The organism is Christensenella intestinihominis, assembly GCF_001678845.1.
Lineage (GTDB): Bacteria > Bacillota > Clostridia > Christensenellales > Christensenellaceae > Christensenella > Christensenella intestinihominis.
In genome coordinates, this window is record NZ_MAIQ01000008.1 from 33,422 (window position 1) to 55,091 (window position 21,670).

Sequence of the window (21,670 nt, forward strand, 5' to 3'; positions counted from 1 at the left end):
AAAGGGGCAATATAATCCACTGGGAAACAATCGACTTGAAAGGGAACCTTTTATGGCAAGACGGGTAGTTGTAACGGGCCTCGGAATCCTTTCCCCGAACGGGAATTCGGTAGCGGAGGCATGGGAAAATACAAAGAACGGGGTAAACGGCATCGGGCCGTTGACCAAGGCGGGCGCGGAAGGCCTGCCCGTTCATTTTGCGGGCGAGCTCAAGAACCTTGACGTGCTCGACCATCTGGAGAAGAAAGAAGCGCGCCGTCTCGACGAGTACGCGCAGTTTGGCGTGATCGCGGGCGACCAGGCCATGGCGGATGCGGGCTTTGAGATCGGAAAGGAAATTCCTTACGATCCTTACCGTTTCGGGGTGCTGGTCGGCAGTGGGATCGGCGGCCTTGACACGATGGAAAAGGAAGTGACCAAGCTTAACGAAAAGGGCTTCAAACGCGTCAATCCGCTCCTTATCCCCATGATGATCGGCAATATGGCGTCCGGGCAGCTTGCCATCAAGCATAAACTGCACGGCTATAACACGACGATTACGACGGCGTGCGCTTCCGGCACGCACTCCATCGGCGACGCATACCGGCTGATCCGCGACGGGTATATGGACGCGATGGTTGCGGGCGGTTCGGAGTCCCCCATCAAGATGCTTGCCATCTCGGGCTTCCTTGGCCTGCATGCGGTCACAACGACGGAAGAGCTTGACCGGGCCTCCATTCCCTTTGATGCGGAGCGCAGCGGCTTTGTCATTGCGGAGGGCGCGGGCGTCATCGTGCTCGAGGAATATGAAGCGGCGAAAAGGCGCGACGCGCATATTTATGCCGAAATCAGCGGCTATGGCGCAACGAGCGACGCGTACCACATGACGGCGCCCGAGCCAACCGGCGCGGCGCTCGCGAAGGCAATGCAGTTTGCGCTCGACGAGGCGCACCTCAAGCCGTCGGAAATTTCCTATATCAATGCGCACGGAACGTCGACGGAGCTCAACGATAAAACGGAAACCATGTCAATCAAGAGCGTGTTCGGGGAGGAAGCGTATAAAGTAGCGGTTTCCTCCACGAAATCCATGACAGGGCACGCCCTCGGGGCAATCGGCGGCATTGAAGCGGTATATACCGTCAAGGCGATTGAAGAGGGCTTTATCCCGCCGACAATCAACTATAAGGTGCCCGATCCGGAATGTGACCTCGATTATACGCCGAATGTAGGCAGGAAAGCGGATATTCAGGCTGCAATTTCCGATTCCCTTGGCTTTGGCGGACACAATGCGGTGCTTGTGTTCAAAAAAGCGGAATAAAAGTTTAGATAGGAGACAGGAACAGTGGATTTAAAATCGATACTGGAATTGCTGAAGGCCGTAGATAAGACGGGCCTCAATAAGTTTGAACTGAATGACGGCGATTTTGCCGTAAAAATGGAACGCGGAACGGGTGAGCAGCGAACGGTTTACGTAACGGCGCCCCCGCAGATTTCCGCGCAGATCGGCTCCGCACCCGTGGCTCCGGCCCCGGCGGAAGCTGCAGCTCCGGCGGAGGCCGCGCCCGCAGCGGCGGAGGAACCGGCCCCGGCGGCAAGCAAAGGCAAGGAAATTACTTCGCCGCTCGTAGGGGTGTTCCATAACCTTTCCGAGGGCAAGGCAGTGAAAATCGGCGACAAGCTCAAAAAGGGCGACGTCGTATGCATGGTGGAAGCCATGAAGCTGATGAATGAAATCACCATGCCCGAAGACGGCGAGATCACATGGGTTGCCTGCGAAGAGGGCGACAGCGTAGAATACGGACAGCTGCTGTATAATTACGTGTAATAGTCCTGATAGTACAGTTGTTTTTCTTGTCAAAAAAGGAGTTTCTATGGTTTTAAGTCAGGAAGAAATCAAACAAATTATTCCCCACCGCGACCCGTTCCTGTTTTTGGACGAGGTGCTCGAATGCGAAGTGGCGAAGCGCACCAGGGCGGTGTGGCACATCCGGGAAGACCTGTTTTGCTTCAAAGGGCACTTTCCCGGCAACCCCATCCTTCCGGGGGTGCTGATTACGGAAGCGCTCGCGCAGGCAGGCGCGGTTGCGATTTTGCAGGATGAAAAATATAAGGGCCGCCTTGCCGTATTCGGCGGGATCGACGGCGTGCGCTACCGCGGCATGGTAAAGCCGGGCGACGACCTTATGCTCGAAACGGAAATCCTGCGCCTGTCGTCCATGGGCGGCAAAGGCAAGGTCAAAGCGACGGTGGATGGGAAAACCGTGTGCGAGGGAGAAATATTGTTTGTGCTTGTAAAGCAGGATTAGAAGGCAGGGAATAAGTAATTAGTAATAAGTTGATCGCCGCGAAGCGGCTCCTTGATTATTACCTGTTCCTTATTCTCTATTACTTCATATGCAGAGGAGATTTTCGATGATAAACAAGGTTTTAATTGCTAATCGCGGCGAGATCGCCGTGCGTATCATACGTGCGTGCCGCGAGATGGGGATAGAAACCGTTGCGGTATATTCTACAGCGGACGCAAACGCGCTCCATACGCAGCTTGCGGATGAAGCATTGTGCATCGGGCCGCCGGCGCCAAAGGACAGCTATCTGAGCGCGTACAACATTTTGTCCGCCGCCAGCATTTCCGGTGCGGACGCGATTCATCCGGGTTATGGCTTCCTGTCCGAAAACTCGAAGTTCGTCCGTATGTGCAATAAGAGCAACGTCACGTTTATCGGTCCGGATGCGGAAGCGATGGAGAAAATGGGCGATAAGCTGATGGCGCGGCGGATTATGACCGAGGCCGAGGTGCCTATTATACCGGGCTCCCTTGAAGCGCTCAAAAACGCGAAGGACGCAAAGACAATCGCAAAAAAGGTCGGTTATCCCGTGATGATTAAGGCCGCAAACGGCGGCGGCGGGCGTGGTATCCGCAAGGTAGACCGCGAAGAAGACATTGAGGAAGCGTTCAATGCGGCTTATAAGGAGGCGCTGGGGGCGTTCGGCGACGGTACGCTGTATATGGAAAAATGCATTATGGACGCGCGCCATATCGAGGTGCAGATTCTGTGCGATAATTACGGCGGGGCGGTTTATCTCTATGAACGCGAGTGTTCCCTGCAAAGAAGGAACCAGAAGGTCATGGAGGAAGCGCCCAGCGTGGCGTTCGGCCCGGAAAAGCGTGCCGAAATCGGCGAAGCGGCCGTGCGTGCGGCCAAGGCGTCCGGTTATAAAAACGCGGGCACCATCGAATTTTTATACGACGAAGCGTCCGGAAATTATTATTTCATGGAACTGAATGCGCGCGTACAGGTCGAGCATCCGGTCACCGAGATGATTACGGGAATCGATATTGTCCGCGAACAAATCCTGATTGCAAACGGAAGCAAGCTTTCCTACGCGCAGGAGGATATCCCGCTTATGGGGCACGCGATCGAGTGCCGCATCAACGCGGAAGACCCGATGAAAAACTTCATGCCGTCCATCGGCACCATTGAAGCGCTGCATCTTCCCGGCGGGCCGGGGGTGCGTTTCGATACGGCGATGTATACGGGGTATAAAATTCCCCCGACTTATGATAGTATGATAGGAAAGCTTATCGTCCACGCGCCTACGCGTGCGCGGGCCATGGCAAAAATGCGTGCCGCCCTCACAGAGCTTGTTGTGGATGGAGTGGAAACCAATGCGGATTTCCAGCTTGACCTGCTGAATAACGAAGACGTGATGGAAGGAAGGCTTGATACGGGCCTTGTCGGGCGCATCATGGAGGAAAAGTAACAAATGGGTTTATTTTCTAAGAAGCGCAAGGATATTACCCTGCGCGTATACCGAACCAACCAGCAGACACAGATGCCTGCCGAGGAGCCGGAAAAAAATCCGGAACCGCTGACCGCGCATGATGAAGAGCAAGTCGAGGGTATGTGGGAAAAATGCCCGGAGTGCGGCAGCGTCATCTATACGGACGATCTTATCGCCAACCTCAACGTATGCACGAACTGCAGCCATCATTTTCGCTTATCCGCACGGCAGCGGATTATGTATACGGCAGACGACGGGACATTCGAGGAAAGCAATGAAAACCTGATCGGGACAAACCCGCTCGATTTTCCGGGGTACGACAGCAAAATACGCAAAATACGCGGCTATACCAACGAAAAGGAAGCGGTCATTACCGGAAAATGCCGGATCGGCGGCGAACCCGCCGTAATCGCGGTTATGGATGGCTTTTTCATGATGGGCTCCATGGGCGCGGCGGTTGGTGAAAAAATTACCCTTGCCATCGAGCAGGCCGTGAATGAGAGACTGCCGTTTGTTGCGTTTACCGTTTCGGGCGGTGCGCGTATGCAGGAAGGCCTCATATCGCTCATGCAAATGAGCAAAACAAGCGCGGCGCTCGCCAAGCTTGACGAAGCGGGCTTGCCGTATATTGCGGTTATTACAGACCCAACCACGGGCGGCGTGACCGCGAGCTTTGCGATGCTGGGTGACGTAACGATTGCGGAACCAAGCGCAACCATTGGGTTTGCGGGGCGGCGCGTGATTGAGCAAACGGTGAAGCAGACGCTACCCCCCACGTTCCAGACGGCGGAATTCCAGCTCGAAAAGGGTTTTGTAGACATGATTGTTCCGCGCGGCGAGCTGAAGGATACGCTTACGAAGCTTTTGAAATTGCATAAAGGAGGGAGCGCGAAATGAGTGAAAAACGTTCGGCATGGGACATTGTACAGATAGCGCGCGATCCCAAGCGGATCACCTCTCAATATATCATCAGCAATATCTTTAAGGATTTTCTGGAAATGCACGGCGATAAGCTGTTCGCGGACGATGCGGCGGTCATCGGCGGGGTCGGTTTTCTGGAAGGGATTCCGGTTACGGTGATTGGACAGGAAAAAGGGGTGGACCTTCGCGATAAGGTCAACCGTAATTTCGGCTGTTCCAATCCGGAGGGATACCGCAAATCACTGCGCCTTATGCGCCAGGCGGAGAAATTCCACCGCCCGGTCATCTGCATTGTGGATACGCAGGGCGCGTTCTGCGGGATTGGCGCGGAGGAACGCGGCGTAGCGGAATCCATTGCGCGGAACCTTATGGAGCTTTCAAGGCTTAAAACTCCTGTGCTCAGCCTTTTCATCGGGGAAGGCGGAAGCGGCGGGGCCATTGCCCTTGCCGTAGCGGATAAGCGCGTGATGCTCGAAAATGCGCTGTATTCCATCCTGTCGCCGGAGGGCTTCTCCAGCATCCTGTGGAAGGATTCCTCGCGTGCGGCGGAAGCAGCGGAGCTGATGCGTATGACGGCAGCGGAAATCAAGGATATGGGCCTCATAGACGATGTGCTCCCCGAGCCGGAGGGCGGCGCCCAGGCGGGCGACGGCGGCGCGTTTGCCAGGGAAATTAAAAAATACCTTGCGCAGAGCATTAAAGAACTGATGGCCGAGCCCCTTGAAGGCTTGCTCGAAAAGCGGTATGCGAAGCTGCGGTCTTTTGGTCAGGATGCGGTCGTCGAAAAGTAAAAAGTAACGAAATTAAAAAACGGGAAGGTTTCCTTCCTGTTTTTTTGTTTAAAGAAACGATAGCGGACGGCAAACGCCTGTTAAAAGAAATCATTGGCACCCTATGGGATGGAAAATTTGCCCGGCCGCAACCAGAATGCAATCCGCGGAATGTTTGAATTACAAGGACAAAACAGAATCGGAACAGACGGGGCAGCGATAAAAAATTTTCAATATTACAAAAAAAAATGAAAATTTTGAAAAAACGTATTGACAAGAATTAAATTTAACGTTAAACTTAGAACAAATACAAGATACAACTCAAACAGAACGTAGTTAAATAAAAACAACAAACCTGTAATTCTATGATAAAAAATATCTGTGAGGCCAAAGCCTGTGCGCGGAAGGCAAAGTAGGCGTGCAAGGCCGGAAAATACCCTTTTTAATGCGGAAAACAAGAAAAGGAGGCCGGAAAACCGGTATCATATATTATCCTCACTACTTCGGAAAATCGGCAGCTGTGCCAATAGTCCAATCAAGCTGTACTAAAGCAGGAATCCCCAGACAGGAAATAAGAGAATAATTTTGAATGAATCGAGGCGTATTTAATAGCAAATTAAGTATAACGATAAACTAAAGCTGTTTTAAGTAATAAGAGGAGGGAAAAATGAGTGTTTTAGAATTCAGGAACGTATCAAAATCGTTCCCAGGGGTAAAAGCGCTGGGTGATATCAGCTTCGCGGTAGAAAAGCAGGAAGTCCATGTCCTGATTGGCGAAAACGGCGCCGGGAAATCGACCTTAATCAAAATTTTGACCGGTGTAAACAGCGCGGACCCGGGAAGTGAAATATGGATTGACAACAAAAAGGCGGAAATCGGTTCCCCGGTGGATGCACTGAACCTTGGAATCGTCGCAATTTATCAGGATTTTTCCCTGTTTGACAACCTGAGCGTGGTGGAAAATATTGCGCTTGGATTACAGGTGACCCGGCAGAAAAAGGTTGTGGATTGGAAGGGAATGCGCAAAAAGGCGGAGCAGGCCATGAAAAAGGTTCGCCTTGAGGCGGACCCGGACGAACTGGTAGCCAATATTTCCGTTGCAAAAAAGCAGCTTGTGGCCATTGCACGCGCACTGGTCTACGACGTAAAGGTGCTGATCATGGACGAGCCGACCTCCTGCTTGTCACAGGGAGAAGTGGAACAGCTGTTTGAGATTGTACGCGAACTGAAAGCGGACGGCGTTACGATTATTTTTGTCAGCCATAAAATGGAAGAAATTTTCGAGATTGGCGACCAGATCACCGTACTGCGGGACGGGCAGTATATCAAAACGGCGTCAAAGGATAATATTACGATCGATGAACTGATCGAGTTGATGGTAGGCCGCAAAGTGACCTATGAAACCTATGGGAAACGAAAAATGAATGAACCCGTCCTACGGGTGGAAAACCTCTGCAAAAAGGCAAATTTCAAAGATATCAGCTTTGAACTGAATAAAGGGGAAATTCTTGGCGTGACCGGTCTCGTCGGCGCGGGGCGGACAGAAATGGTGCAGGCAATTTTTGGCCTCAACAAACCCGATTCCGGCGCGATTTACTTGCACGGAAAAAAAATAACAATCCATTCGCCTGTCGATGCAATCAAGCATAAATTCGGTTATGTGCCTGAAAACCGCCTGACGGAAGGCCTGGTCCAGACGCAGAGCATCAAGCGGAATTTGAACGTAGCGATTTTGGAAAAACTGAAAAAGGGGGTATTCCTGAGCGATACGGCGCGGAGCAAATCGGCCGCGAACTGGATGGAGAAATTATCCATTAAACCGGTTCTTCCCGATATGCCGGTGGGAAAACTCTCCGGGGGAAACCAGCAGCGCGTGGTCATTGCAAAATGGCTGGCGACCGATCCCGAGGTTTTGATTGTAGATGAACCGACAGCGGGGATTGACATCGGTGCGAAAGAGGAAATCCACCGTCTGCTTCGGGAATTGTCGGACGGAGGAATGAGCATTATTGTAGTCAGCTCCGAGCTCCCGGAGGTCATTTCCATTTGCGACAGGATTCTGATTATGAAAAACGGAAGAATTGTCGCGGAAATGGGCGAAGGGGCGACACAGGAAGAAATACTCAATAAAGCGGTTCTATAGTGGGGGAAGAAGCATGGAAAGAGTGCGTAACTTATTTAAGAAAAAAGAAGCGGGAATTATCACAATATTCATTATTGTGATGATAATCATTACAATCGGGAACAACGCATTCCTCAGCCCGGCCAACATCATGAACATATTGACCACCAATATTGTCATGGGGATCGCCGCGCTCGGCATGCTGCTCGTTATTATTACGGGCGGGATCGATGTGTCAATCGGATGGGTAATTACCATTGTAACCGTTGTGATCGGCGAATTTTCGACGAAGGTGGGCGGGAACCTGTTCATACTGATTCTGGTTGCATGCGCGACAGGCGCCGCGTTCGGGCTGGCAAATGGAATTTTGGTAGCCCACCTGAAACTGCCTGCGATCGTTGCGACGCTGGGCACGATGAGCATCATCAACGGCCTGGTGCTGCTGGTGACAAACGGGAAATATATCCGGGAACTGCCGGACTATATCTCCGGGCTGGGCCAGCAGTATTTATTCAAGGTTGAAATGGCGGAAGGAGGCTTTTATGGCTTCCCGGTGATCTGGCTCTTCTGGATCGGCGCGATTGTCCTCACGTGGTTTGTGCTGCGCCATACGCTCGTCGGCCGCGGAATTTATGCGGTCGGCGGAAATGTGGAATCGGCGGAGCGGGTGGGCTACCGCCCCAAACGGGTGCTGACATTCGCATATGTTTATACCGGAATTATGGCCGGCCTCGCGGCTGTTGTGCATACGGGCATCGTAAGGATTGTGGACCCGCTTGCGTTCAAAGGGTTTGAAATGCAGGTCATCGCCGCGGTTGTTGTCGGTGGGGCGAACGTGCTCGGGGGCTACGGCACGGTGCTTGGGACGACGATCGGCGTGATTTTTATGGGCGTAATCAACAACGGTATGGTATTGATGCATATCCCGACGTTCTATCAGAAAATTGCAGTCGGACTGATTATTTTGATCGCTGTTTCGATTGATGTCGTGCAACAGACCATGAAGGAACGCAGGATGGTCAAAGTCGACATCAAGGATTGAGGAGGAGCAGGAAATGAAAAAGATAAAGGCAAAGTCGAGTGAGGTTTACGTATTACTGGGGGTTTTGGCCGCGATCATTATCCTGTTCGGGGTAGCGTCCGGCGGCGCGTTGTTCAGCGGAAATATCCTGCAGACATTTGCATTCCAGTTTCCTGAGTTCGGGTTGCTTGCCCTTGGCATGATGGTGGCGATCCTGACGGGCGGAATCAATATGTCGTTGGTATCCACAGCCGCTTTGGCAGGAATCCTTGGCGCGATGGTGCTCTCCAATCCGGCGCTTGACGAAACGACGGCAATCACCCTTGGAATCGTGGTCTGCGTGGGCAGCGCGTGCCTGATGGGCGCCCTCAACGGCGCGATTATCGCATGCCTGAATGTGCCGCCAATGCTCGTTACGATTGGAACCATGACCCTGTTTGAAGGAATCAGCCTGAACCTGACGGAGGGCGGGGCGATATCCGGTTTCCCGGAAACATTTTTCCAGGTCGGTTCCGGAAGCATCCTCGGGATTCCCATCCCGCTGCTGCTGTTCATCATTATGGCGGTGATCCTGTTCCTGCTGCTGGAAAAAACCCCGTGGGGCGAAAAAGTGTATATGCTGGGCAGCAACCCGAAGGTCACGCGTTATTCCGGCATCAATAATACGGCGGTGTTGTTCAGGGTATACGTTTTATCGGGGCTGATGTGCGGCCTGGCGGCGCTGATAATGATCTCCCGGTATAATTCGACGAAGGTGGATTACGGCGCGTCCTACCTGCTGCAGACGGTATCTGCGGTTGTGCTTGGCGGCACAAGCATCAGCGGAGGCTATGGAAAGGTAGCGGGAACGGTGATTGCCATTCTGGTCATCCAGATGATTACAACCGGCTTCAACCTGCTGGGGATCAACAAGCTGTTCACCGATATCTGTGTTGGAGCGGTGCTGATTGCGGTCCTTGCCGCAAACTCGCTCAAGGAATCCGGTAAATTAAATTTCTCGAAAAAGAGAAATCTTGCTTAATGGGTAAAACCATAATAAAAGGGCAAAGAAACGAGGAGGTAAAAATGAAGAAAAGATTGTTGGCAGTATTGATGGTGGTTCTGGCTGTGGCGCTTGTATTTACAGGCTGCGGAACACCGGCGGCAAATTCATCCGAAAGCGCCGAGGCATCGGCCCCGGCAGCGGAAGAGTCGTCGGAAGCATCAACGGCGGACTCGCCGGAGCCGGCGGGCGATGCGGCGGAGGACGGCGAATTTACCGCACTTGTTCTTCCTAAAATGATCGGCATACCGATTTTTGACGCATTCGAGGCAGGCGCTGTAAAAGCGATGGAAGATTATGGCATCAACGTGATCTATACCGGCCCGACTACGGCGGACGCGGTAGAACAGGTCAAAATCCTGGAAGACTACCTCAACAAAGGGATTGACTGCGTAGTAGTGGCGCCGAACGACCCGGCGGCGTTTACACCGGTTCTGAAAAAGGCAAAAGAGCAGGGCGTAACCGTGGTAGACTGGGACTCCTATGCGGAAGAAGGCATCGCGGACCTGTCTTGCAGGCAGCTGAACGATGAGGAATTCGGCAAGGCGATTTGGGACGGCCTTGCGGAAGCTATGGGAGAAGAAGGAGAATATGCGATTATTACGGGCGGCCTTTCCGCAGAGAACCTGAACACATGGATTGCGGCGGGAACGACGTATGCGGAAGAAAAATATCCGAACCTCAAGCTGGTGACGGACCCGGTTCCCTGCGATGAGAAACAGCAGCAGGCTTACACGAAGGCGCAGGAGCTGATCCAGGCGTATCCGGACCTGAAGGGAATCGTGGGAATCAGCACGCCGGCGCCCATCGGCGCGGCGCAGGCGGTTCAGGAAAAAGGGCTGCAGGATAAAATTGCGGTTGTCGGGACGGTTTGCCCGAACGACGCAAAGCCCTTCCTGGAAGATGGTTCGCTGGACAGCGGCTACCTGTACGACCCGACGGGCTTCATGAACGCAACGGTTTACCTTGCGTGGCAGAAGGCTCTCGGAAAAGAAATCACCGATCAAATGGAAATCCCGAATACGGGGGAAAAGGTGACGGTTGAGGGTTCGGACGTAACCTATGCGCCGCCGCTCAAATTCACGAAGGACAATGTAAACGACTATAATTTCTAAGATGGAGCGGTATCTCCCGGGCATTTGCCCGGGAGATACCCATTGCCTGAAATCAGCAAAGGAGCCTGAAGAATATGAAATTTAACCTGGATTGCCATTTGTTTTGTTTCGGAACGTTCAGCGAGCGTTACGTGCCGGACGGGTATTATGATGATGTAGACGTCAAAAAAGCGTTTGAAACGATCGCTTCCACCCCGGTAAAGGGATTTATGAATACATGGAAACCGGCGCTTCTTCCGGAAGACCCGGAAAAGAACAAAAAATTCCTGGCGGAATATGGATTGGTGCCCTCGCTGGTGCTGATCGATAATTTTGGGGACAGGATGTTTCGGCATGGGGCGTACTCCACCTCGCAAAAGGATATACAAAAGGAGAATATGAAGCTGTGCAAGGACGGGATTGATTTTGCGAAGGCCCTCGGGGTGCACAGCGTATTGCTTTGGCCCGCGCATGACGGAATGGACTATCCGTTCTCGGTGGATTACCGTGCGACCTGGGACCGCATGGTGGACAATTTTATCGAAATCGCGGAATATGCGGGCGATATGAAGCTCGCCATCGAACCGAAACCGCAGGACCCGCGCCAGAAAATGCTGGTCAACAGCACGGGCAAGGCGATGATGCTGGTAAACGACATCGGCAGGGATAACGTGGGGCTGGCGCTTGACGTGGGGCATTCCTTTGCCGCGGCGGAAAATCCGGCGGAAGCCTGCGTCGTCATGGACCGGCATAATAAGCTGTTCCAGGTGCATTTGAATGATAATTATAAAAATGCGGACCCGGACATGATCTTCGGAACGGTTAATTTCTGGGAAAATCTTGAATTTATGTATTATCTCCTGCAAACTGATTTTGACGGCTGGTGCTCGGTGGATATCATTGCAAACCGGGAAAACAGGGAGGATTCCTTCAAGGCATGCGTCGGGCTGATTGAAAAATATTACGAGCTGGCAAGCAGGCTGGTGGAAAAGAAGGACGTGCTGCAGGCGAATATGGAGGATTACCGTTTCAGCAAGAACATCGAGCTCATCAGCAGCATTATTTTCAAATAATCCTGCGGGGCAGCCTGCACATAGAATGACAATGGGGAGAACGGACTATGACGAAAAAACTGGAACATAAGGTAGCGTGGGTAAGCGGCGCAAACAAGGGGATCGGCGCGGGAGTCGCGCGGCTGTTTGCAGAGGAAGGCGCAAAGGTGGCGATGATCGGACGCACACCCCGCGAAGGCGAAGCGCTGGCAAAAGAAATTTGCAATGCCGGGGGTGAAGCGTTTTTCTTCCGCTGCGACGTATCGAAGGAAAACGAGGTGAAGGCCTCGATAGAAGAAACGGTCAAGCGTTATGGAACGGTGGATATCCTCGTGAATAATGCCGGAATTGTCGACGTTAAAATGCTGCACGACTATACGTCCGAGGAATGGGACCGCGTAATGGGAATCAATGTAAAATCCATGTTTTTTTCTTTCAAATATGCGTTTCCCTATTTAAAGGAACACGATATGAGCTATGTGGTCAACGTTGGATCGATTTCAAGCTTTGTCGGCCAGGATTGCACGCCGGTTTACACCACGTCCAAGGGCGCGGTGCTGAACCTTTCCAAATCAATCGGGCTTGATTACGCGCGCTTCGGAATCCGCTGCAACTGCGTATGCCCGGGCATTACGGATACGCCGATGCTCCATACGCACCTGGATACGGAGAAAGACCCGGAAGCGCATTATAAGAACCGCCTGCGCCGTGTGCCGATCAACCGGCCGCTGTGGCCGGATGACGTCGCCAAGGCGTGCCTGTTTTTCGCCTGCGAGGATTCCTCCGGAATTACCGCAACGTCGCTGACGGTAGACGGGGGATATCTTGCGTGCGCCGAGTGGGACGCTGCAAAACACGAATAGGCGGAAACGGAGGCGGAAAATGGATTTTACAGGCAAGACAGCTATTGTTACCGGCGCTGCCAAGGGGATTGGGCGCGGCTGTGCGGAGATTCTCGCCAGGAACGGCGCGAATGTGGTTCTGGCGGATATAAACCTTGAAATGGCCGTGGAAACGGAGCAGGCTTTCAAGAAGGAAGGCCTGCAGGCAAAAGCGGTGCAGGTCAATGTGAAATCGGTTGCGGATATTGAAAAAATGGTGCAGTCGGCGGTCCGTTCGTTTGGCACGGTGGATATCCTGGTCAATAATGCGGGGATATTCCACGCAACGCCCATTGAGGAAATTACCGAACAAGAGTGGGACAATATCGTGGATATAAACCTGAAAAGCGTGTTTTTTGCCACGCAAAAGGTCCTGCCCTACATGAAGGAAAAGAAAAGCGGAAAAATTGTGAATCTTTCCTCGCTGGCCGGGCGCAACGGAGGATTCACGAACGGGATGGGCTACTCGGCGACGAAGGCGGGAATTATAGGCCTGACACGCGGCTTTGCGGCGCGGCTGGCGCAATATGGCATCAACATAAACGCGGTCGCCCCCGGGTCAACGGACACGGGGATACTTGACGGGCTGGGCGAAAGTGAAATCAGGAGCCTGACGGAAAAAATCCCGCTCGGCCGGTTTGGGAAGACGGCGGAAATCGCCTCCGTTGTGGCGTTCCTGTGCTCGGATGAAGCGGCGTTTATGACGGGTGCCGTGGTGGACGTCAACGGCGGCATGTATTTTGGATAAGCGGGACAGGGGGAAACCGTCCTGCGCCGGGCGGCTTTCTTACCCTGTGGAACGGGCAAAAGGAACAGATTATGGAATGCCGTAAAAAGAGCCCTGTTATCGTCATTTATTGACTTGAATGGGATTCGATGATATGATTCAACTAATAGGGCAGGTTCATTAAAAGCCCGGTCAGGAGAGATACGTTGGCAGCAAAGAAGCCGGTCACACTTAAGAAAATTGGGGAACAATTGAATATTTCCGCAATGGCAGTTTCCAAAGCGTTGCGCGGCGACCCAAGCATCAGCAAAGAGACGATTCAAAAAGTAAAGCAGCTGGCGGAAGAATGGAATTACAGGCCGAATTCCATCGCGAAAAGCCTGCGCACCAACGAAACCAAGACGCTTGGGCTGGTAATTGCGGATTCCACGCTTTCCCTGTTCGCCCCGGTAATCGAGGGGATCGAGGAAGTCGCCTCTGAAAACGGATACAATATTATTCTGTGCCATGCACACTCCAATAAGGAGAAGGAAAAAGAGGCCATCCGTACGCTGATCGACAAGCGGATCGACGGCTTTATGCTTGCGGCGTCCACGCTGACGGCGAAAAAATACAAGGGATTTCTGGATTCGTTTGGCGTGCCGTATGTATTTTTGGTACGCCGGTGTGAATACGAAACCGGGAACTATGTGGTAAACGATAATGTTTATGGGACAACCCAGATGATCAGTTACCTCATCAAAACGGGCAGCAAAAGAATCCACTTCATAAACCTGTCCAAGGATATCGTAACGGCGGGAGAGCGCGAAGAAGGTTACTGCCGGGCCCTGCGGGAAAACGGGATTGCGCCCGATCCGGAAATTATTTATAATGTTGCCCCGACGTTTGACGGCGGCTACGCCCAGATGGCGCAGCTGCTGCATTCAAAGGAAAAAGTGGAAACCGTATTCTGCGGCTGCGACATGATTGCCGTAGGCACGATGGAGAGCATCCTAGAAAATGGACTTAAAATCCCGGAGGATATCCGTCTCGCTTCATACGATGATATTGAATTTGCAAAATACCTGCGGATACCGCTGACCACGGTACGCCAGCCCAAATACCGGATAGGGGAACAAGGGGCGCGGATGCTGATTGAAATGATCGGCGAAAAGCAGGGCAATTGCTCGCATATTATGCTCAAACCAGAGCTGATCTTAAGGGAATCCACCTGATTGTTGTTTTTTAATAAAAATTTTGAACTTTTTGATTGACATTCCGGATAGAAAGTTTTACACTTAATTTAACGATAAACTAGATGACGCAAATTCAACCACACATTTTTTCAAGACTGACAGGACGGTAGAATGAAATAGTGAAAAGCACAAAAATGTGCTGAAAAGTGTACAAAAGCGGACCCTGATTACGCCGGCATATTGATATGAAAATTTAGTTTAACGATAAATTTAAACTGGCGGAGACGGAAAGGAAGGAAAAAAATGAATCGGTTTCAATTTCTAGGATTTGCAAGTTTTTTAATCACAACGGATACAGGGGTAACTATTTTAATCGATCCTTACCTCGACGATAACCCGAAAGCCCCGGTAAAGAGCGGCGACCTGCCAAAAATCGATTTGATCCTGGTGAGCCACGGAGCGTTCGACCATATGAAGGACACGCCCAAGATTGCAAAACGCGACGGCAGCAAAATTATTTGCGGCGGCGAAACCATGAACCTGCTCATTGACCAGGGGGTGCCAAAAGAGCAAATCACCAACAGCGTATGGGGACTCACGGTGGAAGAATGCGGCATCCGGGTAAGACCGGTGGTAAGCATGCACCGTTCCTCCGTCAGGCTGTCGGACGGTACGGCAATGGACGGGTTTGCGCTTGGCTTCATCATTTACCTGCCGGACGGCACAAGGGTATATAACGCAAGCGATACGGCACTGTTCAGCGATATGAAACTGATCGGGGAGCTTCACAGGCCGCATATCGGCCTGATGAACGTAACCATTGAAAACTGCTTTGATTTCCTGCCTGAATTCCTGACCGGGGAAATGACGCCGTATGAAGCGGCGCTCGCCTGCCAGTGGCTGAACCTCGACTATGCGGTGGCCTGCCACTATGCGGATAAGGATAACAGCGACGTACGCGAATTCGAGCAGCTTTTGAACCTGATGAGGGACCAGAACGGGGAGGAAGCGCCCAAGCCTGTGGTGCTGGACCCGGGCGGGGTGTTTGAATACCCGGTGAAAACAAGTAATAAGTAATGGGGAACAGAGAATAGAAAAGGAGCTTCCTTATTCCTTATTACCTGTTGATTGCAGTACGGAATCCTCGCAATAAATGAGAATATATTTATGTATACGGAGGGAATTATTATGGCAAAGGTCGGATTTATCGGACTGGGAATTATGGGAAAACCCATGGCAAAAAATTTGGTAAAAGCGGGCTACGAGCTTGTTGTCTATGATATTGTAGACGCTGCGGTAAAGGAACTGGAGGAAGCGGGCGCGCAAGCGGCATCTTCGATTGCAGGAGTCGCGCAGGCGGCGGATGTGATCGTCACAATGCTCCCCAATTCCCCGCACGTAAAGGAAGTCGTGCTCGGGGCGGAGGGCGTGCTGGAACATGCAAAAGAGGGGACGATTATCGTAGATATGAGCTCTATTTCGCCCATCGCGTCCCGGGAAATCGCCGCGGAATGCGAAAAAAGGGGCGTGACGCTTCTCGATGCGCCGGTGTCCGGCGGGGAACCGAAAGCCATCGACGGAACGCTCGCGATCATGGCAGGCGGCGACGAGGCGGCGTTTAAAAAGGTTGAGGAAATGCTTCTCAAAATGGGGTCGTCCGCGGTGCTGGTAGGCGCGGTCGGCAGCGGAAACGTAACCAAACTGGCGAACCAGGTCATTGTGGCGCTGAATATTGCGGCAATGAGCGAGGCGATGGTGCTGGCCACGAAAAACGGGGTCGACCCGGAAAAGGTCTATAATGCGATCCGCGGCGGCCTTGCGGGTTCCACGGTTCTTGATGCAAAAATGCCGATGGTTTTGGACGGGAATTTCAATCCGGGCTTCCGCATCGAGCTGCACATCAAGGACCTGCAAAACGCGCTCGACTGCGCCCATTCGGTAAACTCTCCCATACCGCTTACGGCTGAAGTAATGGAAATTATGCAGGGCCTCAAAGCTATGGGTATGGAGAAAAGCGATCACGATGCGATTATCCGCCACTATGAAAGGCTGGCGGGCGTGGAAGTAAGAAGAGATTAAAGCAGAAGGGGAAATATCATGGATAAAAAAACACAGGCTTATGTAAAACAGACATTGCCGGCGCTCAAGGAGCTGAAAGCGCCCGAGGGGATGCCGCTTGACGAACAGAAACGGATATACCGCCAGATGTGCCTTATCCGGGAATTTGACTCCCAGGTTAAAACACTGTGGATGAAAAATGAAATTTACGGCCTCGCGCATTCCTATGTGGGCGCGGAAGCAATTGCGGTCGGCGCGTGTGAAAACCTTACAAAGGACGATTTTATCACCTCGACCCACCGCGGGCATGGACACACCATTGCCAAAGGCGCAAATACCCGCGCAATGATGGCGGAGCTCCACGGGAAATACGAGGGCCTCAACCGCGGCAAGGGCGGGTCGATGCATATTGCCGACGTTGATATCGGCATGCTCGGCGCGACGGGGATCGTCGGCAGCGGAATGCCGATTGCAATCGGCAGCGCGATTTCCGCAAAGGTGCTGAAAAACGACCGCGTTACCATTTGCTTCCACGGCGACGGCGGCACGAACCAGGGCGTATGGCACGAATCCATCAACATGGCGGCCGCGTGGAACCTCCCGGCGATTTTCTTGATTGAAAATAACCAGTATGCAATCGCGACGAAGATCGGCTGGGTCGCAAAGGAAACGGACCTTTATAAGCGCGCGGTGGGCTATGGAATCGAAGGCGTGCAAATCGACGGATTCAATGTGTTCGACGTATACAACGCGGTGAAGAAGGCCGTGGAAAAAGCGCGGAGCGGCGGCGGCCCGACGCTCATCGAGGCGCGTTATATCCGCTTGCTCGGCCATTTCGTGGCGGACGACCAGTGGTACAGGGATTTAAAGGCGGACGAAATATTTTGGGAATACGAGCCCATCAAGCGCATGAAAGAATATTTCATCAGCAATAAACTCCTGAGCGGGAAAGAAGTGGATGCAATCCGGCAGGATGCAATCGACGAGATTACAGACGCAATTCACTATGCGCAGAACGAATGCACGGAACCGCCGGCAGATACGCTTTATGACGATATCTACGCGGACGGCGAGATCATCTACTAAGGTTGGGAGGAACGAAATATGGCAGTCATAACCGTAAGACAGGCACTCAATGATGCCTTTAAAGAAGAAATGAAAATAGACCCCACGATTATTATGATGGGGTGCGACATCGGCGTGCGCGGCGGCCCGTTCGGCATTACGCTCGACCTGATGAACCTGTATGGAAAAGACCGCGTCATCGATACGCCGATTTCCGAGCCTGCGTTCGTCGGCGCGTGCGTGGGCGCGGCGGCGACGGGCCTCCGCCCGGTCGCGGAGGTCCTGTATTCGGACTGGATCACCCTTGGCATGGACCAGCTCGTCAATATGGCGGCAAAAATGCGCTATATGTTCGGCGGCAAGGTGCATATGCCCCTCGTGGTGCGCGCCCCGTTCGGCGCGGGCGGCGGCATCGCGGCTCAGCATTCCCAGTCGTTCGAGGCATGGTTCAACCACGTGCCGGGCTTCAAGGTAGTCGCGCCCATCGAGCCCTACGACGTAAAGGGCATGATGAAAACAGCGCTCCGGGACGACAACCCGGTCATTTTCTTTGAGCATAAAAGAAGCTACCAGCTCAAGGGGGAAGTCCCCGAGGGCGAAGAGGGCGAAACCTACACGGTGCCGTTCGGCAAGGCGGCGGTGCGCCGCGAGGGCACGGACGTGACGATTGTCGCCTATTCCATGATGGCGATCCGCGCGAAAAAAGCGGCGGAAGAGCTTGCGAAGGAGGGCATCTCCTGCGAGGTGATCGACCTGATTTCCCTGCTGCCCCTCGACTACGAAACGGTCATGAACTCCGTCGGGAAAACCAGCCGCGTCGTTGTCTGCCAGGAGGCGAACCTCCGCGGCGGTATGGCGGGCGATATTGTTTCCGAAATTATCGACCGGGGCTTTGACCTCCTTGACGCGCCTCCGGTGCGCGTGGGCGCGCTGAATGTTCCGATGCCGTACAACAAGGGCCTTGAAGATTTGTGCATCCCGGACGAGCAGAAAATCAAGGATGCGGTATATAAGGTTCTCGACAACAAATAAACAGAGGGTAGGATTATGGCAAGAAAAATGGCTTTGCCTAAAATAGGCGTAAATATGACGGAGGCCGTTATCGCGAAGTGGCTCGTAGGGCCGGGCGACAAGGTAAACGAGGGCGACCCGATCATAGAGGCGGAGACGGACAAGTCGACGCAGGAAATCTATGCGACGGAGAGCGGAATCGTCGCGAAGCTCCTCGCAGATGAGGGCGAAACGGTGCAGTGCTATTCGGACATCATGGTATTGGTGGACGAAGGCGAAGAATACCACGGGGAAGCGGCGGAAAAGCCGGAGCAGGCGGGGCAGCCCGCCGCGCCCGGGGCGGGCATACGCAGGATGCAGCTTCCTAAAATAGGCGTGAACATGACGGAAGCCGTTATCGCAAAATGGCTCGTGGGGCCGGGCGACAAGGTAAACGAGGGCGATCCGATCATAGAGGCGGAGACGGACAAGTCGACGCAGGAAATCTATGCGACGGAGAGCGGAATCGTCGCGAAGCTCCTCGCAGATGAGGGCGAAACGGTGCAGTGCTATTCGGATATTATGGTTCTCACGGACGAGGGCGTGGAATACGACGAAGCGGAAGACGCCGCCCCCGCAGAAACGGAAGGGCCAAAGGCGCGGGAAGCGACTCCTCCTGAAACTCCTGCGCCGGTCCGGCCCGCGGTTCCGGCTGCCGTGCCGGGGACGCGCGTGAGGATTTCGCCCCTCGCAAAAAAGATTGCGAAGGAAAACGGGATCGATTTTCGTCTGGTTCCACCGGCGGTGCCGGGCGGACGCATCGTAAAGGCGGACGTCCTGCGTTTCCTGCAAAACGGCGGCCCGGCGGTCCCCACAGCGGCATATGAGGACGCGGCGCTGCCGAACATCCGCAAGGTGATTGCGAAGTCCATGCATGCGTCCCTCTCCGAAATGGCGCAGCTGACGCACTCCTTCTCCTTCGACGCGACACAGGTTATGGCGTACCGCAAAATCGTCAAGGAAAACGCGGAGAAGCTCGGCCTTGCGAATATTACCTTCAACGATATTATCCTCTTCGCGGTTTCGCGCGTAATCCTGAACCATAGGGACCTCAACGCGCATTTCCTCGGGGATAAGATGCGGTATTTCACGGACGTGAACCTCGGCATGGCGGTGGATACGCCGCGGGGGCTCCTCGTCCCGACGATTTTCGGGGCGAACAAAATGTCGCTCAACGAAATCGCGGTTGCGGCGAAGGACCTTGCGAAACAGGCGCAGGAAGGAACGATCTCCCCGGACCTGTTGTCGGGCGCGTCCTTTACGGTCTCGAACCTGGGAACGTTCGGGGTAGAACACTTCACGCCGGTGATAAACCCGCCGCAGACGGGCATCCTCGGTGTAAACAACATCCAGACGAAGCTGAAGATGGTGGACGGGGAAGCGGTTCCGTACCAGGCGATGGGAATATCGTTGACGTATGACCACAGGGCGCTCGACGGCGCGCCGGCGTCGCGTTTCGCGCAGGAGCTGTGCAGGACGCTGGAAAACTTCATGGCGCTTTTGGCCAGGTAAGGGGTGCTGATGATGGCAAGCTATGACGTAATCGTAATCGGCGGCGGCCCGAGCGGCTATGTGGCCGCGATCAAAGCGGCGCTCGGCGGCAGAAAAACGGCGCTGGTAGAGAAGGAGCACCTCGGGGGCGTGTGCCTGAACTGGGGCTGTATTCCCACAAAGTCCCTGCTGCGGAATGCCGAAATTGTGCGCGGCCTTTCCGAAGGGGAGCGGTTCGGGTTTTCTGTCGGGGAAATCAAGGCGGACTATGCGGCCGCGCAGAAACGCAGCCGTGAGGTCAGCGCGCGGCTTGTCCGCGGTATCGAATACCTGATGAAAAAAAATAAAATTACGGTATACAAAGAAAGCGCGCGCTTTACGGGCGCAAAGGAACTTACGCTTGCTCCCTCGGGCGGAAAGCTCGCCGCAGAAAATATTATCATTGCGACGGGCAGCAAGCCGTTCGCGCTGCCCATGCTGGATTATTCGCTCGATAACGTGCTCGATTCCAAAAAAGCGTTGCAGATGACGCGAATCCCGAAAAGTATTATAATTATAGGCGCGGGGGCGATTGGCATGGAGTTTGCAACGGTGTTCCGTTCCTATGGGGCGGAAGTGCACATCGTGGAAATGCTGCCCCGCGTACTGCCGAATGAAGACGCGGAGGTTTCCGTGCTCGTCGAAAAGGAATTCAGGAAAAGGGGCTTTGACGTACACACCGGGACAAGGCTCACCGGCGCCGCCAACGATGGAAAAACGGTCAAAGCGCAATTTGAAAAGGACGGGAAACCGTTTGCCATAGAGGGTGAATGCATCCTCGCGGCAACGGGCGTGCGGCCGAATACGGAAGAGCTCAGCTTAAAAAGCTTTGGCATCAAAACGGACCGGCGCGGCTGCATTGAAGTGGACGCGGATATGCGCACCAGCGTCCCCGGCGTATATGCCATTGGCGACGTAACGGGCAGGCTGGCCCTCGCCCATACGGCGAGCGCGCAGGGAATGCGTGCGGTAAGCCATATTTGCGGCGAACCTGCCGAACCGCTCAATTACAATAATATCCCCAAATGCACCTATGCCGTGCCCGAGGTGGCAAGCGCGGGGCTCACGGAGGCGAAAGCAAGGGAAGAGGGCTACGACGTAGGCGCGGCGGTGTTCCCGCTTTCCGCCAATGGGAAGGCAATTTCCTATGGCGACGATACAGGCTTTGTGAAGCTGGTCTATGATAAAAAATACGGCCAGCTCCTGGGGATGCACATGGCGGGCGTCCACGTTACGGAAATGATATGGGGAGCCGTCGGCTACCTTGGCATGGAAATGACGGTCGAAGAAATGGCGGGGGTGGTACATCCCCATCCAACAGTCAGTGAAGCCATTATGGAGGCGGCGCACATGGCGAATGGACAGCCCATTCATATTTGATCGGCCACTGAATAATCCTC

The 21,670-nt window shown here is 53.5% G+C and carries 20 protein-coding genes; all 20 read left to right on the forward strand.

All coding sequences use genetic code 11. The features are described from left to right. Positions 1–52: 52 nt before the first annotated feature. Positions 53–1,297, forward strand: a complete 1,245-nt coding sequence (gene fabF / locus BBD38_RS10860) for a beta-ketoacyl-ACP synthase II (RefSeq protein WP_066688116.1) — start codon at positions 53–55, stop codon at positions 1,295–1,297. Positions 1,298–1,321: 24 nt separating this feature from the next. Further along, entirely contained in the window at positions 1,322–1,804 is a 483-nt protein-coding gene (locus tag BBD38_RS10865) for an acetyl-CoA carboxylase biotin carboxyl carrier protein (protein WP_066688118.1), read from the forward strand. Positions 1,805–1,850: 46 nt separating this feature from the next. Further along, positions 1,851–2,285, forward strand: coding sequence for a 3-hydroxyacyl-ACP dehydratase FabZ (fabZ, locus tag BBD38_RS10870; protein ID WP_066688120.1), 435 nt, complete (start codon positions 1,851–1,853; stop codon positions 2,283–2,285). A gap of 106 nt (positions 2,286–2,391) precedes the next feature. Beyond that, on the forward strand, positions 2,392–3,741 hold the full coding sequence (gene accC / locus BBD38_RS10875) for an acetyl-CoA carboxylase biotin carboxylase subunit (protein ID WP_066688121.1): 1,350 nt from the start codon (positions 2,392–2,394) through the stop codon (positions 3,739–3,741). 3 nt (positions 3,742–3,744) lie between these two features. Next, a complete protein-coding gene (accD, locus tag BBD38_RS10880; protein ID WP_082989623.1) occupies positions 3,745–4,659 on the forward strand; it encodes an acetyl-CoA carboxylase, carboxyltransferase subunit beta in 915 nt (304 codons plus the stop codon). After that, complete coding sequence (accA, locus tag BBD38_RS10885) at positions 4,656–5,474, forward strand: acetyl-CoA carboxylase carboxyl transferase subunit alpha (RefSeq protein WP_066688128.1); 819 nt, start codon at positions 4,656–4,658, stop codon at positions 5,472–5,474. The genes accD and accA overlap by 4 nt, the downstream gene beginning before the upstream one ends. Before the next feature lie 646 nt (positions 5,475–6,120). Beyond that, positions 6,121–7,596 (forward strand): sugar ABC transporter ATP-binding protein, encoded by a 1,476-nt coding sequence (locus BBD38_RS10890; protein WP_066688130.1) that lies wholly within the window; start codon positions 6,121–6,123, stop codon positions 7,594–7,596. Between the two features lie 13 nt (positions 7,597–7,609). Continuing rightward, positions 7,610–8,617 (forward strand): ABC transporter permease, encoded by a 1,008-nt coding sequence (locus BBD38_RS10895; protein WP_066688132.1) that lies wholly within the window; start codon positions 7,610–7,612, stop codon positions 8,615–8,617. A 13-nt stretch (positions 8,618–8,630) separates the two neighbouring features. Then, positions 8,631–9,617 carry an ABC transporter permease gene (locus BBD38_RS10900; RefSeq protein ID WP_066688134.1) on the forward strand — a complete coding sequence of 329 codons (987 nt, stop codon included), beginning with the start codon at positions 8,631–8,633 and terminating at the stop codon, positions 9,615–9,617. A gap of 44 nt (positions 9,618–9,661) precedes the next feature. Beyond that, positions 9,662–10,753 carry an autoinducer 2 ABC transporter substrate-binding protein gene (locus BBD38_RS10905; RefSeq protein WP_172807822.1) on the forward strand — a complete coding sequence of 364 codons (1,092 nt, stop codon included), beginning with the start codon at positions 9,662–9,664 and terminating at the stop codon, positions 10,751–10,753. A 74-nt stretch (positions 10,754–10,827) separates the two neighbouring features. Beyond that, positions 10,828–11,805, forward strand: a complete 978-nt coding sequence (locus tag BBD38_RS10910) for a sugar phosphate isomerase/epimerase family protein (RefSeq protein WP_066688136.1) — start codon at positions 10,828–10,830, stop codon at positions 11,803–11,805. A 47-nt stretch (positions 11,806–11,852) separates the two neighbouring features. After that, a complete protein-coding gene (locus BBD38_RS10915) occupies positions 11,853–12,647 on the forward strand; it encodes an SDR family NAD(P)-dependent oxidoreductase (protein WP_066688137.1) in 795 nt (264 codons plus the stop codon). A 19-nt stretch (positions 12,648–12,666) separates the two neighbouring features. Next, on the forward strand, positions 12,667–13,413 hold the full coding sequence (locus BBD38_RS10920) for an SDR family NAD(P)-dependent oxidoreductase (RefSeq protein ID WP_066688138.1): 747 nt from the start codon (positions 12,667–12,669) through the stop codon (positions 13,411–13,413). Between the two features lie 185 nt (positions 13,414–13,598). Continuing rightward, positions 13,599–14,606: a LacI family DNA-binding transcriptional regulator gene (locus BBD38_RS10925; RefSeq protein WP_066688140.1), complete on the forward strand. Its 1,008-nt coding sequence runs from the start codon at positions 13,599–13,601 to the stop codon at positions 14,604–14,606. Between the two features lie 264 nt (positions 14,607–14,870). After that, positions 14,871–15,644, forward strand: coding sequence for an MBL fold metallo-hydrolase (locus BBD38_RS10930; RefSeq protein WP_066688142.1), 774 nt, complete (start codon positions 14,871–14,873; stop codon positions 15,642–15,644). 108 nt (positions 15,645–15,752) lie between these two features. After that, positions 15,753–16,646, forward strand: coding sequence for a 2-hydroxy-3-oxopropionate reductase (gene garR, locus BBD38_RS10935; RefSeq protein ID WP_147568150.1), 894 nt, complete (start codon positions 15,753–15,755; stop codon positions 16,644–16,646). Between the two features lie 18 nt (positions 16,647–16,664). Further along, positions 16,665–17,711 (forward strand): thiamine pyrophosphate-dependent dehydrogenase E1 component subunit alpha, encoded by a 1,047-nt coding sequence (locus BBD38_RS10940; protein WP_082989625.1) that lies wholly within the window; start codon positions 16,665–16,667, stop codon positions 17,709–17,711. 18 nt (positions 17,712–17,729) lie between these two features. After that, a complete protein-coding gene (locus BBD38_RS10945) occupies positions 17,730–18,722 on the forward strand; it encodes an alpha-ketoacid dehydrogenase subunit beta (protein WP_066688145.1) in 993 nt (330 codons plus the stop codon). A gap of 15 nt (positions 18,723–18,737) precedes the next feature. Then, positions 18,738–20,252 (forward strand): 2-oxo acid dehydrogenase subunit E2, encoded by a 1,515-nt coding sequence (locus tag BBD38_RS10950; RefSeq protein WP_082989626.1) that lies wholly within the window; start codon positions 18,738–18,740, stop codon positions 20,250–20,252. A 9-nt stretch (positions 20,253–20,261) separates the two neighbouring features. Then, positions 20,262–21,650 (forward strand): dihydrolipoyl dehydrogenase, encoded by a 1,389-nt coding sequence (lpdA, locus tag BBD38_RS10955; protein WP_066688147.1) that lies wholly within the window; start codon positions 20,262–20,264, stop codon positions 21,648–21,650. Positions 21,651–21,670: the final 20 nt, after the last annotated feature.